Source organism: Paenibacillus germinis (assembly GCF_013141785.1).
Taxonomy (GTDB): domain Bacteria; phylum Bacillota; class Bacilli; order Paenibacillales; family NBRC-103111; genus Paenibacillus_E; species Paenibacillus_E phytorum.
In genome coordinates this window covers 84,180-100,025 of record NZ_WHOC01000028.1, presented here as the reverse complement: position 1 = coordinate 100,025, position 15,846 = coordinate 84,180, and the positions used below count along the sequence as shown (strand labels likewise).

11 protein-coding genes are annotated in these 15,846 nt (G+C 43.1%); all 11 read right to left on the bottom strand.

What is annotated here, in order from left to right; genetic code table 11:
* Window positions 1-40: 40 nt before the first annotated feature.
* Window positions 41-1,165 carry a glycoside hydrolase family 88 protein gene (locus GC102_RS06310; protein ID WP_171688696.1) on the bottom strand — a complete coding sequence of 375 codons (1,125 nt, stop codon included), beginning with the start codon at window positions 1,163-1,165 and terminating at the stop codon, window positions 41-43.
* Between the two features lie 19 nt (window positions 1,166-1,184).
* Window positions 1,185-2,063 carry a carbohydrate ABC transporter permease gene (locus GC102_RS06305; protein ID WP_171688695.1) on the bottom strand — a complete coding sequence of 293 codons (879 nt, stop codon included), beginning with the start codon at window positions 2,061-2,063 and terminating at the stop codon, window positions 1,185-1,187.
* 13 nt (window positions 2,064-2,076) lie between these two features.
* On the bottom strand, window positions 2,077-2,970 hold the full coding sequence (locus GC102_RS06300; RefSeq protein WP_171688804.1) for an ABC transporter permease: 894 nt from the start codon (window positions 2,968-2,970) through the stop codon (window positions 2,077-2,079).
* A gap of 45 nt (window positions 2,971-3,015) precedes the next feature.
* The gene (locus tag GC102_RS06295) at window positions 3,016-4,665 is read right to left on the bottom strand and encodes an extracellular solute-binding protein (RefSeq protein ID WP_171688694.1); all 1,650 of its coding nucleotides are present in this window, start codon (window positions 4,663-4,665) and stop codon (window positions 3,016-3,018) included.
* A gap of 157 nt (window positions 4,666-4,822) precedes the next feature.
* Complete coding sequence (locus GC102_RS06290) at window positions 4,823-6,709, bottom strand: chondroitinase-B domain-containing protein (RefSeq protein WP_171688693.1); 1,887 nt, start codon at window positions 6,707-6,709, stop codon at window positions 4,823-4,825.
* Window positions 6,710-6,987: 278 nt separating this feature from the next.
* Window positions 6,988-9,312: a helix-turn-helix domain-containing protein gene (locus tag GC102_RS06285; RefSeq protein WP_171688692.1), complete on the bottom strand. Its 2,325-nt coding sequence runs from the start codon at window positions 9,310-9,312 to the stop codon at window positions 6,988-6,990.
* Window positions 9,313-9,526: 214 nt separating this feature from the next.
* Window positions 9,527-11,236 (bottom strand): ABC transporter permease, encoded by a 1,710-nt coding sequence (locus tag GC102_RS06280; RefSeq protein ID WP_376769349.1) that lies wholly within the window; start codon window positions 11,234-11,236, stop codon window positions 9,527-9,529.
* A 12-nt stretch (window positions 11,237-11,248) separates the two neighbouring features.
* Window positions 11,249-12,259 (bottom strand): ABC transporter ATP-binding protein, encoded by a 1,011-nt coding sequence (locus tag GC102_RS06275; protein ID WP_171688690.1) that lies wholly within the window; start codon window positions 12,257-12,259, stop codon window positions 11,249-11,251.
* Window positions 12,260-12,342: 83 nt separating this feature from the next.
* Window positions 12,343-13,455, bottom strand: a complete 1,113-nt coding sequence (locus tag GC102_RS06270; RefSeq protein ID WP_171688689.1) for an extracellular solute-binding protein — start codon at window positions 13,453-13,455, stop codon at window positions 12,343-12,345.
* A gap of 67 nt (window positions 13,456-13,522) precedes the next feature.
* Window positions 13,523-14,341 (bottom strand): MBL fold metallo-hydrolase, encoded by an 819-nt coding sequence (locus tag GC102_RS06265; RefSeq protein WP_171688688.1) that lies wholly within the window; start codon window positions 14,339-14,341, stop codon window positions 13,523-13,525.
* Window positions 14,342-14,361: 20 nt separating this feature from the next.
* Window positions 14,362-15,513 carry a GntR family transcriptional regulator gene (locus GC102_RS06260; protein WP_171688687.1) on the bottom strand — a complete coding sequence of 384 codons (1,152 nt, stop codon included), beginning with the start codon at window positions 15,511-15,513 and terminating at the stop codon, window positions 14,362-14,364.
* Window positions 15,514-15,846 lie beyond the last annotated feature (333 nt).

Below are 15,846 nucleotides of genomic sequence, written 5' to 3'. Positions count from 1 at the left end.
TCCTAACCCCTCCATAATACTCTGACATTCGCTTGCATGCTTAGAACACACGATGCTTCCAACCTTGCAGCTTGGCAAGAGCTTCAACATAATAGTAGTCACCGTAAATCAACGATACATTCACATTCGTCTCAGCCGGTTTATGCCCCGTTCCCCCACGGAGAATGCCCTCATGCTGCGGTTCATCGAAGGCAGTATATCTCTCCGATAAGGATTTCAAGATGCGCTCAGCAGCTGAGCGGTACTTATTGGCATCCTCAGCTTGAACGACTTCGGCAAGTTCAAGCAAACCCGACGCCGCAATACTTGCAGCAGAAGTATCTCTTGGCGCCCCGCTTGCATTCGGTACGCGGAAGTCCCAAGGCGGCACCATTTCTTCTGGCAGCGAGCTAAGGAAATGATGAGCTACCTGCTGTGCAGCATGCAGGTATTTCTCCTTCTTGGTATAACGATATGTGTTTGTCATACCGTACAACGCCCAAGCATTCCCCCTAGACCAGCAGGAATCCTGTGCAAAGCCTTGCCCGCCCATGTGCTCCAGCAATTCCCCAGTTATCGGATCGAATACAGCAATATGACAAGTCGATCCATCGCCACGGATCATATGCTTGATAACCGTATCTGCATGGGCACACGCGATTTGAGAAAATCGCGGGTCTTGCAGTTCTTCGGAAGCCCAGAACAAGATTGACAAGTTCATCATGCAATCGATGATAGCCCAGCCAGTCAAATCACGATTCCAGGCCCTAAGAAACTGCCCGGCCAGATTAAATCGACCAGCCAGAAAATTGGCTGCCGCAAGTCCCCGGCGTCGTCCGTCCATATCTCCGGTCAGTTTGTACTTGAGGACAGATGTGGGCAAATACTGGAACCCCACATCATGATGAAAATGGTTGTCTTCCAGCAGATGACGTTCCATCCGTGTGTCCCACTCCCAGGCAGAAAGCTTATAGCGTTCTTCGGCGGTCAAATCATAAAGAATCCACAGCATCCCCGGCCAGAATCCGGAGATCCACTGATCAAGCTTCAAGCCATCATATGCCCCTGATTGGGCTGCATGCGGCGCTAGTTCAATACCTCGGCTCAGCATAGTATCAACCTTGTTCTGTACTCCTTTCCACCAAAGATCGATAGATGCAGGATCAATTATTATTGGCTTTTCCATGAATGTGATCTTCTCCTTTTTATCCTTTAATAGCCCCAATTAATGCGCCTTTCACAAAATATTTCTGCAGGTAGGGATAGACCATAAGAATCGGCATTGTGGCAACGATAATGGTAGCATGCTTCAGGGTTTCCCCTAATATCGAAACGTCTCCTGCACCCGAACCGCTTGCCATGGAGCTTGCTTCGTTCTGCAGCAGAAGCTCTCTGAGCACAAGCTGAAGCGGGTAAAGAGAGCGATCTTGTATAAAAATGAGAGCGTTAAACCAAGCGTTCCAGTGACTCACCCCGTAGTACAGCAACATAACAGCCACGACAGGCATACAAAGCGGGAGCATGATCCGAAACAAAATAACAAATTCATTAGCCCCATCCATCTTCGCCGATTCTTCCAGACTATCTGGTATCGCTTCAAACGCTGTTTTCATAAGAATAAGATTGAACGCTGAAACTGCTTGCGGAATAATCAATGCCCATAATGAATTAGCCAAACCCAGCCCCTTAACCGTAAAATAAAAGGGTATCATTCCTCCGCTGAAAAACATTGTAAATATAATATATAGCATGAGGGGCTTGCGATAGCCCAGACATTTACGAGACAAAGCGTACGCGCCCAGAGAAGTGAGGAGTATGTTCAAACATAATCCCACGACAACAATGATCATCGTATTGACATAGCCGTTCATGATCGTTCCATTTTGAAATACAAGCTTGTATGCCTTAAGATTAAAATCAAGCGGCTTCCAAAGAATTCCGCTATGCTGCATGTACAGCGTAGGGTCGCTTAAAGATGCAAATAGGACATACACAATAGGATACATTGTGGCGACAGCAAGCAGTGACAATAGCGTGTAGTTTCCGATATCGAAAGTCCACTCACCGACTGATTTGCGATACATATTCATCCCCCCTCTACCACAGGCTGGTATCGTTCAGCTTGCGGCTCAACCAGTTGGACCCGACAACAAGGGTGAAATTAATGGCCGAATTGAATAAACCAACGGCCGAGCTGAAGCTGTAATTGAATTCCTGAAGCCCAACTCGATATACATAGGAGCTAATAACATCAGCGGTTTCATAAATGGTAGGATTATAAAGCAAAATAACTTTTTCTGTCCCCACACTCAGCATACGGCCCATCTCAAGAATCAATAAAATGACAATCGTAGGCATGATTCCCGGTAGCGTGACATGGCGCATTTGCTTCCAACGTCCTGCGCCGTCGATCTTCGCAGCCTCATACTGCTCTGTATCAATGCCAGCCAATGCCGCTAGATAAATAATAGTTCCCCATCCAATATGCTGCCACACCCCCGACGAGACATAAATCGTACGGAAAAACTGGGATTCAAGCAGCAGGGAGAGTCTCTCCCCGCCCAAAAAAGCTATAAAATCATTGATTAATCCCCCGCTTACGGTGAATTCCTTGATCATTCCGCATACGACGACGAGTGAGACGAAATGCGGCATATAGGTAATCGTTTGGATAGATCGTTTAAAGATCGTTTTCTTAACTTCGTTAAGCAGCAGAGCCAGGATGATCGGTGCAGGAAATCCAAAAACGAGATCATACAAGCTGATAAGAATCGTATTTTTAAGCGTACGCCAGAAGTAAATACCTTCGAAAAAAACTTTAAAATGCTCGAATCCAGCCCACGGGCTTCCTATAATGCCAAGTCTCGGAGAGAAATCCTTAAAGGCAATGATTGCGCCATACATGGGAATATAGTGAAAAAGCGAAAAAAATAAAATCACAGGAGCTAGCATGAGATAGAGCAGCTTATTTTTCCGAATGTCATTCATCATCCCCCATCCCGGGAATGAATTTGTTTTCACTGAAATACCACCTTTCTATCTCTTGTTATACCGATCAAGCGAATTCTGATAAATCTCTACGGCGCGATCAATGCCTAGCTTTTTAATTTGTTCCACATATTTGCCATAATTCTCAAGTGGTTCCTTGCCCATAATAAACTTTGCAAACATTTCTTCCTTATAATTGCTTACATCGTTAATGATTTTACCGAGCTCTTTGCTTTCTTCCGCAGTTGGCGTAAGAAATGCTGGTATTGTGTGTTTAGCCGCATCGGTATTCGACCACAATTTAACCGCTTCATCTTGCTGAGGATACGTATTCCAGTTTCGACGTTCATCGGCTTCATATGGACCGTTCGGCTTAGTAAACTGCGCGACCATTTGCTGCAAGCTATACTTATCATTTTTCACGATCTGATCTGTATACGAAGGCTTTCCGTCTTTCATGACATAGCTTTCGCCCTCGACGCCAAAGTTGAACAATAGACCGCCTTTCGTGCTGTAAGCATAATCCAGCCAACGAACAGCCAGTTCCGGATTTTTCGTAGTTGCCGAAACCGCTTTGCTAGGACCTGGATTATACTTAAAATCTCTCTGCCCTGTAAAAGGCTTCTCCCCTTTTTTAAGGGTTGGATAAGGTGAGCCTACCAAATTGAACTTCGGATCCTTCGTTTTCATAGCATCCAGCCATTTTCCCAGGCCTCCACTCAGGAGGCCAACAGTTGCTCCGGTTTGACCGCCAAGTATTTTCGTATCCAGAGCTTTCCCATCTGTCAGCGCAAAATCTTTATCAAACAAGCCCTCTGAATACCATTTCCGGAAAAGGGCTAGGAAATCCTTATATTGAGGATCGACGGGTCCAAACTTGACTTTACCTGAGTCATCGAGGTAGAAATTGTTCGAAGTATGATAAGCGCCGATAAAAGCATCTCGAATCTCGAAATTCCCATTGACATAGGTTACACTGAATGGTGCTTTTGCTCCCTTTTTGTCACGGAATGCCTTTAAAGTCGTTTCCCATTCATCAATCGTCTCAGGAATGGGCAATTGCAGCTCATCCAGCCAATCCTTACGAATGATTGGTCCACGGAATACTAGTCCGGAAGGGTTACGGATCATCGGAAATACGTAGTATTTGCCGCTATCCGTTTTGATCATTTTGTCGAGCTCCTTATCTTCCTGCAGCTTCTTCTTCAAGTTCGGCGCATATTTATCAATCAAATCATTCAGTTCCAGAATGACTTTATCGTTTATGGCCTTCTCAGGTCCGCCAGGGTAAGACCCCGAGCTTCGTCCCGTCCAATCGTACTCAATGACATCCGGCAATTTCTCAGAGACAATCATGAGATTGAATTGCTCCTTCAGTTGTTGATCGTTCGGATGGACATACTTGACTTCAACACCCGTTTCTTTCGCCAACTGCTTGCCAAAAGGAGTTTCAGCCAAGTTTTGATAAAACGTGATGGCATTGTTATTTATTCCTTCCCATGATGTTAGCGTTTCCTTCGTAGTCATAGGATAGGTTGCTGTTGACTTGGCTGGATCGGCATTGGGCGTATTTACGCCGTCCTTGCTAGTACTTCCGTTTTCCGAGCAAGCGGCCAGTATAATACTTGTAAACATGAGGACACTTAATCCCGCAGCGCCATACTTGCGATGTTTTCCTAGTAATCTTAAGCTTTCCATGTTGGTTCCCCCATTCAATAGTTAAACGGATCCTTACAATTCAACGGTTTGCATGTTTCATTTTGCTTAAAAGATTAGAAAAAGTATATATTCAAAAACTAAACCCGTACATTAAAACCGGAAATACGAGGTTTTGAGTACGGGTTTAGGTTTTACATTATGGGCTGTCAGGCCCTACATTCGAAGCAACAAGCGGTTCACGGACAATGGCAGTAGAAGAACTAAAATATTCATCTGCACCAATATCATTCGTTGAACGCGTTTGACCATCCATATCCTCTGTAACGTAAGGATAGCTGCCGACAGCGGCATTAACGGCTGCGCTTCCAGAGGTTAACTTCTGCAATCCATTTATCGTTGTGAACGAAGGCGTTATATTAAGGATTTCCGACGATGATCTTGAACGATTATTTAATGTACTGCCAAAGCCAATATTCCCTTCAAACACAGCGTTCGATGTTTTCACTTCCTCATAAAGCGTCCCCGTACTATTGCGAACGATGTTGTTGGCTATTCGACTATCTACAGGTGCTGAGGTATAGCTTCTGCCGATGATGATGCCGAATGTGCTGTTAACGATCGTGTTGTTCGCAACTTGCGCTCGGTACACTCTCCAATGCTTGCTTAAATCTCCACTGCCGTAGTTTGTGGAGTTGGGTCCACCATCCCAATCTCCTCCATCGAGATTAATAGCGTCTGTGGTCAGACCTTCGAAGTAGTTATTATAAATGCGATGATCCGTCCCATAGATTCGGAACCCGCCCACTCCGGCTTTAGTCCCATTACCCAGGAAGAAATTTCCATAGAATTGATTATTATTCCCATGTCTTGCCGTTATTTGTCCTTGCGAATTACGAATTGTATTGTAACGAATCGTGTTATTACTGCTTTTCACCGAAATAACTTCCGGATCTCCATCGCTGTTCTCAAATAAATTATTCTCAACTGTCGAATTCCCGTTTAATAAGGAAACACCAGATAAGCCAAGACGAATACTCTCTTTCCCGTTGGTGATCCTCGGCGCGCTGTCATAGAAATAGTTGAGGTCAATAATCGTATATCGCGACATATAGTTGGTTCCATTTCCATCTACTGCGATGATGGGCCCCGGATCAGCTTTGGATCTGAATTCATTCCGATCAATCCGGTTATTGTCGCTATTGACACCTCTGATATTCACCCAGTTGTTAGTAGCCCCGGTTTCATTCAGATTAAATTCGTTGCGTGTCAAACGGATATGGTTGGATTCATCCATTTTCACTGCATTGTTGCTTGTGCTGGTCGTAGTTGTAAACTTCAAGCCCGAAATCGTCACATAGGACGACTGATAAAGATAGAAATAGGCGCCACCGGCCAGAATGGCTTGCCCGCGATTAACGGCTTTAATTGTAATTTCATTGCCATCCGCACCGTGAATCCCATTAATATTGATAGGGCCCGTTTGCGAATAGGTGCCGTTTTCCAAATAAATGACCCTGCCTGGAATGGCTTGGTTAATCGCAGTCTGCAGCTGTCCGGGGGTGGAAACCGTTACTGAATCTTCAACGGGGGTTCCACTTCCATTTCCGTAAATCTCTACCTCCGTATAGCTATTCCAAGCGTTCTGCGAATTGCCATGCCCGACGATGCGCACATACCTAACAGAGGCAACATCAGGAAAATTAAATGTTTGCAGGCCTTCTACCAAGCTGCTTGTTACATTTGCTTGAATGGTCGTAAAGGTCGTGTTGTCCGGAGAAGTCTGAATATCGAAAGTTGAGGTACGTGTGGAACCATTTAAGAAAGCAATTTTGACATAAGCTACTGTTGCGCTAGAACCAAGATCAAATTTGATCCATTGGCCATCACCGCTGGCTGACCAGCGGGTTCCTGTATTTCCATCTACCGTATTGGAAGGAACATTCCCATCATTGGAACTTGCCGTTACATTGGACCCTGAAATTGTAAATTTGGTGTCTGCAGCAGCAACTAATCCAGGAATCAAGCTCAAGAACACGAATGCGCATAACAGTAACTGTAAAGCATTCTTAAGTGACAATTTCATATAACTAACACCATCCTTTTAGTCTAATCTGATCGATCATCGTGACATGAAAGTCCTTACAAAAATGTTGTCTCACGAAATGTTCCTGATCACCACTTCCTTTCCGTATTTTCTAGCTCTAGTTTATCTCGTGTTACAAGGTTATTGAATCTCATTTGGCTTCATTTGTTTATAGGCAAAAGCAAGTATGATACGTAAAAAACAAACTCAATCGATCGTATTTTGTAAACAAGTATGTGAAATAAAAAAAAGAGCCCATTCCGGACTCTTTAACAAAGTTAGATCTTCTGATACTTTCCAGGAGTCATCCCTTCAAATCTTTTGAATATACGCAAAAACGTGCTTACATCTGCATAGCCAACACGTCCGGCAATTTCGTTAACGGTTAGTTTTTGCTCGGAAAGAAGTGCCTTTGCCGCTGTCAATCGCGTTTGGTTGATGAGATCTAGTAATGTTTCTCCTGTATGTTCTTTGAATATTTTGGACACGTAGGATGGCGTTAACGAAAATGATTCTCCGATCATCGAAATATTCAAATTCACATCTCGAAAATGCATCTCAATATATTCTCGTATATCATTAATCAAATACGCGTGATGATTTTTCTTTTCCGTTTGAATCCATTCACATATCTGCATGAGCACCCGATTCATATGCATCATCATTTCCTGAATCGTGTCACAGTTCAACAAACACTCCACGTCTTTGACATGAGCCTCAAAATTTCGCCTGCTGATCGTACTCACCTCATCTAGCGTTTTGAGCATGGTACTTGCCAGATTAAACAAAAGACATTTGGCAAGTGCAACCGAAACAGGATGGACCTTGAAATTCGCTTCATAGATCTCCCCTAACAACATCTGCGATTTGGGCAAATTGCCAGTCTTCACATAGTAAATGAGCTGTTGTTCAACGCTTAAAGGATAATAATAATTCCTCTGAGATTGAGCAGACTCCATACTTTTTTCCTTGTACGGAATCAGCTGTCCACTCCCAAGTACGATTCGATACTCTAGCGCTTCCAATGCCTCATGATACGATTGTGAAATTCCATAAACGTCACTGTGAACACCGCTCACAGCAATCGTCATTTCGGCATGAATATGTTCCTTCATGAATGCTTGCGTTTGAGAAGCCATCCGATTTAATTCTTTGACTTCCTCTTCTTCACTTAGAGTTGGCTTCAAATTAATGATACAAGCTATCAGTTCGTTCACTTCCGTTGAATAAACCGTCGCGTTCTTTCCGGCCAACTCCTCAATCACATTGCTTAGAATAAAGTGAAGCATCTGCATATTTTGCCCGAAAGAGTCCCGCCCTTCATCTGATTGCAGCTTGCCATAAGCATCCACGCTGAAAAGCAGCACCGCAAACCGATCCGAATGGAATTGAACGTTGTGAGCGATGAAAGATTCCTGAAGCGGAAATTTCTTCTCCAATTGTCCTTTCAATAAACGTGTCAAGAAATGAGCTCTAATCGTATTATTATGTAGCTTTAATCGGTCACTGATGGCATCTTTCTCAACAAATGTATGCTGAAGTGCGTTCTGTAAAAATGAATATTCATTTGATTTCCCATCGAAACGAAACCCTGATTTTTGCGTCATGTTCTGCAGCAGCACCTGAATCGGCAAATAATTCTTTTGCAAGAAAATAATGGTGACAATGATGCCAATCAACAAACCTAAAGCAATACTCAATCTTGTCATATCTTTCAAATATTCCATCTTTTCATTAAAAATGTTTGCCGGCAAAACCGATACATATTTCCAACCCGTTAGCTCAGATGTAAGGTAAGACAATGCCGCTTTGTCTTGATTCATTTCTACATAAACCAAACCCTTTTTCCCAAACAAACGCTCAGAAGGCAAGTAATCTTGAAGCTTCTCTTTATCTTTGGACGATGCAATGATGTGATTATCTTTATCCAGAATCAAAACTCTCGAATCATTGTATTGCGGAAGGCTTTCCAGCAGCTTATTCACGTTAATCAGGAAAATTAGAATGGGATGGGGCTGTATCGGATTATTAAAGATGAGCGAGCGGGCAAACATTACCGTAGACGTGGGCTTTCCATCGTTCCAAAGCAACATGGGGGAATACTTGTATACATATTTACCATCAAATAGCTGGATCCATTCCTCATAGGTAGTCTCTTGGCGCTGCCTCATCATGGCATGCAGACCACGGGAATCGATGTGGTTAAACGTAGATATAACGGTATCGCTATTAGCGTACATCACGTAGATTTGCTCAATATAGTCATTTGCATTCTGATATGTTCTTAAATTTTCAGCGATGTTGAACAGTTGAAAATAGTGATCATCGGATAATGGCTTTTCAACATTCGTGAAAGAGACTATATTTTTGTTTAAAGCAACTTCCAAACTTAATTGTTCCAAGCCTTTTAACTTACTGTCAATGGATAATTCGATTTGCGTGAGAAGCAGCTCATTTGCCCGATTAATTTCTTTCTCCACCAGACTGTGCGTGGCAGAATAAAGAATTATACTAATTACAATAGGAACCAACAATACAGATAAGTAAGAGAATATCCATGTTACAATTACACTCCTATTATATTTTCGGAGCTGCAGCAGCATACGAATGACCTCCTGACAATATATTCCTGCACCTATTATACATGGCTTATGAGAGCGATTACAAACGATGTCCCATCAGGCTACTTTGGTCTTTTTTGCCATAAAAAAATCCCCTCCAGTTTAGCAGCTTTCAAGTCCATTGTACCCATGGACTTTTCTTCACTGTCAACCATAAGGGGATAATATCAGTAGGAAGTTTTTTTCATTTTCAATGCTAGCCTTTACTTCTTCTACCGTATACAAAATATAAGGTAAGGGCAGACATAATCATCAAAATCACAGAATAGACAAGAGTCAACGCTTTTGTATCAGCCACCGCATCTGCGTCTGTACTATTTTTGATAACGATGCCCAACGGCTGGTACAGAGGGTGATATAGAAATACCGTCAGGTCATAATCCGCCAATATCCCGTTGAAATTCAAAGCAAGGACAGCCAGCGTGGAGGGAAGAATGATGGGTAGAAGTACCCTTCTGAAGGTATAAAAGGATTTGGCGCCCAAATTTTTGGCAGCATCCTCAAGATTGCTGTCAAGACTGAAGAAGGATGCCTTCACCATACGAAGGGTAAATGGAATGTGGACGATCACATAGGCAATGAACAGCAACCATACGGATCCGACCAACACGTTATTGCCAATAATTAGCCGAGGTGTACCAAAGGTGACAATCAGACCGATTGCAATTAATGTTGAAGGCAGCATCCACGGGATCAGTAGGGAATACTCCAGCATATTGGTCCAGGTGTTCTTATATTTATGCAATATCCGGGAAGCCATTAAAGCCAAAGCCACGACGGTAATTGACGCTGCCGCTGCATAGCAGACACTTACCAGGTAAGGTTTAAAAGCGGAAAGACTTGAAAACACATGGATGTAATTGTTCAATGTCAAATTGCTAAAGGAAATCGATGCTTTTGCAATGCTTTGGGCATCTGTAAAGGAAAAAGCAATAATGAGAATGACAGGAATGACATAGATCAGAAACAGAAGATAGGCTGCGGCATGGGTAAGCACATTCGCAAGCGGATTAATGATTTTTTGCTTAACCATCTCGGATTTAACTTTGGATACCGACATGAAATTTCCTTTTCTTTCAAACCGGATCATGATGGACAGCAAAACCATGGTTGCCAATCCGAGAACGAGCGCGAGCAACGCGGCTAAATCTTTGGAATAAGTGCTGTTGGCGAAGGCAAGAATCATAGGCGTAATCGTTTGAAATTCCGTCCCTCCCAGAATCAGAGGCGCTGAAGTTGCAGCTAATCCTGTAAGAAAGAGGAGGATCGTCAACGCATAAATAGTTGGCTTTAATACGGGAAGAACGACGCGTCTCAGAATATAAAAGGGCGATGCCCCCATGTTTTTCGCTGCTTCGATCGTTTGAAAATCCACTTTACGCATAGCATTGCTTAGAAAAAGGACATGGTTGGATGTACAGGCGAACGTCATGACAAAGAGAACAGCCCAATAGCCGTGAAACCACGTCGTATCAAAGGAAGGAAATACAAAGGCCAAGACTTTCGTCATAAGTCCCGTCTCACCGTAAATCAATTTGTAACCGGATACCAACACAACGCCGCTGTAGATGAGAGTTGTAAAATAGCCAAGCCTTAATATTTTTGCGCCTTTGATATCAAAGTACTCGACAACCAGAACCAAAAAGATCCCTACAAGGTTTACCGTAAAAATAAGTGAAATCGCTAAAATAAAGCTGTTGTACAAGCTTTTCATGGCACGAGCGGAGGATAACAGCTTTTGAACGGGTTCAAATGAAAAATTTCCCTTACCGAAAAAGATTTCGTAATAAACATTAAGATTCGGATAAATCAGAAAGGCGATGACAAACCATGCTATCAAAGCATAGAATATCAATGTGGACAAAGGGACGGACGACCGCGCTTTTTTAGTAATCTGTACGTTCAACAATGTTACCCCCTAGTACTGCAAAATATCGCCGGCGTGCATATAAATGTCAATCTCATCTCCCGTTTGGTATTGGTCATGTCCTTTTTCTGTTTCAACGGTCTTCAATATCCCGCCGCCTGCAATCTCCACCGAATACTTTGTGTAAATGCCATAAAATTCCTGATCCACAATTTCCCCTTTTAGTTGTACGGCATTTTTACCCTGAACTATTGGTGTGAGGCTTATTTTTTCGTTTCGAATATAAGATTTTTTGGCAGGATCAATGAAATCCTTTAAGGGAGAGTTCTGAATAATCGCCGGTTGAATCAGATTTATATCGCCTATAAAGTTACAAACAAATTCCGTCTTGGATTCATTGTAAATTTCCCGCGGCGTACCGACTTGTTCAACAATCCCCTTGTTAAATACAGCGATTCGATCCGATAAAGTCAAGGCTTCTTCCTGGTCATGCGTTACATATACGGTAGTGATCCCAAACTTCTTCTGAAGATCCTTTAACTCATTACGTAATTGCACTCTCAGCTTGGCGTCCAAATTGGACAAAGGCTCATCCAATGCAAGTATGCTTGGCTTAAGCACAAGAGCCCTCGCGATAGCCACACGCTGCTGCTGACCGCCCGATAACTCGGACACTTTTTTGACAAGCTGTTCCTCGCTTAAATCTACTTTTCGGGCAATCTCTTTAACCTGCGCATCTACTTCGGCTTTAGAGAATTTTTTCACCCGCATGCCAAAAGCAATGTTTTCGTATACATTTAATGTGGGAAACAGAGCATAGCTTTGAAAGACCATGCTGATTTCACGCTTTTCAATAGGTACTTGGGTGATATCCCGATCATTCAACAGGATCTGTCCGCTCGCAGGATTTATAAAACCTACCAAGCTCCGAAGAATAGTCGTTTTCCCGCATCCCGACGGCCCGAGAAACGTAAAAAACTCTCCTTCTCTGATGTTGAGATTAAGGTTCTTGATGGCATGGAAATCGCCGAAATGAATTTGAACATCTTTAAATGTAATCATTTTTAACCTCTGTAAAAAGTATTTTTTAAATATAACAGGCTGCATGCATGGAATATTCCAACATGCAGCCGAATCACCAAACCTTATTTCATAATTTCCAATTGAATTTTTTCTACCCATTTCCCAAGATTTCCGGCAACAAATACCCAGTCAAAAGCTATTGGCTTGATTGAAGCATAAAGAGCTTGTACATCTTTGTTTGCTTTTGCAACAGCTTTTGTATTCGCAGGCATGGCATTGAATTGTGCGGCAAATTGTCCTTGCACGTCCGCCGAACCGATCCAGTCGATAAACCTTTTTGCCGTTTCCATTTTCTTAGTCCCATTCGCAATGGCTGCTTGTTCTACAATCATTGGTACTCCACTACTTGGACTTACAATTCCCGCTTTAACCCCATATTGTTTCTCTTTTGCCTGCAGAGTGCCCGAAACGACGGCTCCAATTGGGGATTTTCCGTTAACCATATTTTGGTAGAAGTCTTCACCTTTAACAGCTGGGACACCGTTGTCATACAACTTCTTGATTTCATCCCAGCCTTGCTTTGAAATTCCATACTGGCCTTTGTCATCTTTGTATTTAGTCAATATGCTTGCCACTATTAACTGAGGTGTAATTTGATCAAGCTGAGTTGGAGTCTCATATTTCCCTTTGAACTGCGGATTACTATATACATCGGACCAATCCTTTGGTGCTGTATCCGCCGTATAAGATTTTGGATTATAGCCAATCAGAATGGCTTGCTTGACCAAACCGTGGTAATATCCTTCCGTGTCGTTCAAGCCCGCTTCAATTTCTCCCACCCATGCTGGGGCATATTTGGCAAGAACTTTTTCTTTCTTTAAGTTTTCATAAAGCATATTGTTCAATCCGTAAATGACGTCCGCAACCGGATTGTTTTTCTCGGCTATCAAGCGATTCGTTAAATTTGCTCCGCCTGCCCCGACAATTTCGATTTCAAATCCAGCGTCTTTCGCCTTCTGGACTAACCAATCGCCTCTGCCGTCTGAATTCGCGTTCGTATAAACAATCAACTTTTCGTTCTTAACTGGCTCTTTCGATGCAGGTGCAGATGCGGCCGGTGTACTAGTTGGTGCGGTAGTCCCCGCAGTATTACCGTTTGTATTGCCTCCACCGCAGGCAGTTACCGCTAAACACATGATTGATATCAAAGATACGCTTACCATTTTTCTCATCATTCTTTTTGACTCTCCTTTATATAGTTGATTTTTTATAAAGACAGTGAGACTATTAGCATCTGGATTTCTAGATATTAAAAATCAATCCATCATAGGCCACCACGACCCCGGTCGGTTTGAAGATTTCGTCAAATTCATCGTGAAGCAGTTTGGAATTATGGCTAAAGTGAGTGACGATAATGTGCCCTTCCTCTTTCAAGATGTTTTCTTTCCGAAACTCACGCTGAGCCTCAAGCACCGTCTCAATACACATATGATTGCGATCTCGGGAATTTCCCGTGTATCCATGCGTGCAATCGAGTATAGCACAATCCAGATTTTTCCCCTTTAACCATGCCCAAGTAGCTTCTGGAAACCAGCCCGAATCATGTCCATACAGCAGCTTTTTGCCATCCTTTTCGATCACGTACAACAAGCATGTTTCCATACGGTCATGATCCGCAAGGAGCGGTGTAACAAGTGCATCACCTACCTTTATCGTCTCGAATGGGCGCAGCAGATGAAAAGCAAACCTTTCTCCTTCAAAGCGGCCGATGGCAACACGCGTATGGTACATCACGGCATCATTCCCATAGATATGCATCGGATGCTGAAGTTCGTGTGCAATACCCGCTCTCCGGCATTCCAAATCATAAGCATTAAAATGATCGGAGTGCGTATGGGTGACAAGCAGGTGCTCGATAGCGCCCAAATCAATGTTGTCGCGAAGAGCCTGCATATAAGAATCTGGCGAATAGTCGAACTTGATTACATCGTCAATGATGGCCGAGGTTCGTGTACGTATGTTTTTTCCTCCAAGCTTACGAGCTTTGAGGCAATGCTCACAGCGGCAAAATGCATTCGGAAAGCCCTCTGCAGCTGCGGTTCCTAGAAAATGAATTTTCATATAAACTCCTTCTGTCAATCCTAAAGAACGGATTTCCTCTCTACGATCTTCGTTTGAATTTTGATGGTAATCGTTTTCTCATGTGAATGATTTATGCGTTTCATTAGAAGATTAAATGCCGATTGGGCAAGCTGCCCGGTATCCTGTCTGACCGTTGTAAGAGGAATCGGCGTTAACGCTGATAAATGGATATCGGAGAACCCAACAATTGAAAGCTTATCTGGGACAGGGATCCCCATACTCAAGGCTGTATATAAGGTTGAAATGGCCACATGATCATCCCCGCACATGAGGGCTGTCATATGCGGATTTTCCTGAATAAACCGTTCCTGTTCCGGGTCGCTCTCATTAATACGACTTGGATTGCATGCCACGCTTTTAAAATGAATATATTGGTTTTTGACGGGAATCGCATTATCGAGCAACGCCTGGATATAACCTAGATACCTCTCCTCCCTGCTAGTGATATTATCTATCGAGTTCGAGGTGTATCCGATTTCCCGGTGCCCCTTCTCGATCAAATACTGGGTCATCTGGTAAGAACCCTTATAATGATCGTGATACACGCAATCAATCTGAACCTCACGAAAAATTCGATCGATAATAACAATCGGAAACTGCTGTAATTTCAATCTCAGCACCTGGTCACTGCATGTCTTGCGCCCTTGGGGAAATAAAACGATGCCGTCTACCCCCCCTTCAACAAGTCTCTGCAGGCAACGATCCTCATCATCTTTATCCTTGCTGATTTTCAGAATAAGATCGCAATCGTGTTTTCGCACTTCGATCTCTGCTGCTGCGATAATTTTTGAAGTGTAATCAGATAGATGGGGCACTATGAGAGCTATCTGATTACTCTGCTTAATCCGCTTCTCCTCAACTGGAAGCGCTTTACTTTCCGACGGAAGCACTCCGTTGTAAGGCTCTCCATCCCTTGGTCCGGAAAGGAAGGTCCCCCTTCTCGGCAAACGGTACACCAGCCCCTGCTCGACCAACCGTTCCAGCGCCAACTTACTCGTCATCCGGCTAACACCGAACAACTTCGCAAGCTCTCCTTCTGAAGGGACGGGATCATGCGGTTGAAGCCTGCGGCTCTGGATAATGCCTATGGCCTTATCAGCTATTTGCAGGTACAGTAGACTCGGTTTCTTTGACGCGTGTGCATTTTTCATTACTGGTTATCCCTCGTTTTAATCAAAATCATGAACTGCAGCACTGGCGGTTAGTTCATCATTCCTTTTTATGATTAATTTCGCTTCACATACTGCTAAGAATCACACATAGATCAGTGACCTATAGTGAGCTTAATCCATGTCACTGACATATACAATGACATAGGTCGTTAAGTTTTTGTAAAATAAGCATTTCTCTTCAAAAATTCTAGATTCATCGACGATCTCTATATCAATTATATACATACTTCCATGCCATTAAATTTACAAAATTGATACAATTATATGCTTAAACTGTCTTACACTTTGACCCCCAATCATATGATCAGGTTT

Coding starts and splice junctions, on each gene's coding strand:
- GC102_RS06260 (WP_171688687.1), bottom strand. CDS start 15,513: ATGAAAAATGCACACGCGTCAAAGAAACCGAGTCTACTGTACCTGCAA.
- GC102_RS06300 (WP_171688804.1), bottom strand. CDS start 2,970: ATGATGAATGACATTCGGAAAAATAAGCTGCTCTATCTCATGCTAGCT.
- GC102_RS06290 (WP_171688693.1), bottom strand. CDS start 6,709: ATGAAATTGTCACTTAAGAATGCTTTACAGTTACTGTTATGCGCATTC.
- GC102_RS06265 (WP_171688688.1), bottom strand. CDS start 14,341: ATGAAAATTCATTTTCTAGGAACCGCAGCTGCAGAGGGCTTTCCGAAT.
- GC102_RS06270 (WP_171688689.1), bottom strand. CDS start 13,455: ATGATGAGAAAAATGGTAAGCGTATCTTTGATATCAATCATGTGTTTA.
- GC102_RS06295 (WP_171688694.1), bottom strand. CDS start 4,665: ATGGAAAGCTTAAGATTACTAGGAAAACATCGCAAGTATGGCGCTGCG.
- GC102_RS06275 (WP_171688690.1), bottom strand. CDS start 12,259: ATGATTACATTTAAAGATGTTCAAATTCATTTCGGCGATTTCCATGCC.
- GC102_RS06285 (WP_171688692.1), bottom strand. CDS start 9,312: ATGCTGCTGCAGCTCCGAAAATATAATAGGAGTGTAATTGTAACATGG.
- GC102_RS06305 (WP_171688695.1), bottom strand. CDS start 2,063: ATGTATCGCAAATCAGTCGGTGAGTGGACTTTCGATATCGGAAACTAC.
- GC102_RS06310 (WP_171688696.1), bottom strand. CDS start 1,165: ATGGAAAAGCCAATAATAATTGATCCTGCATCTATCGATCTTTGGTGG.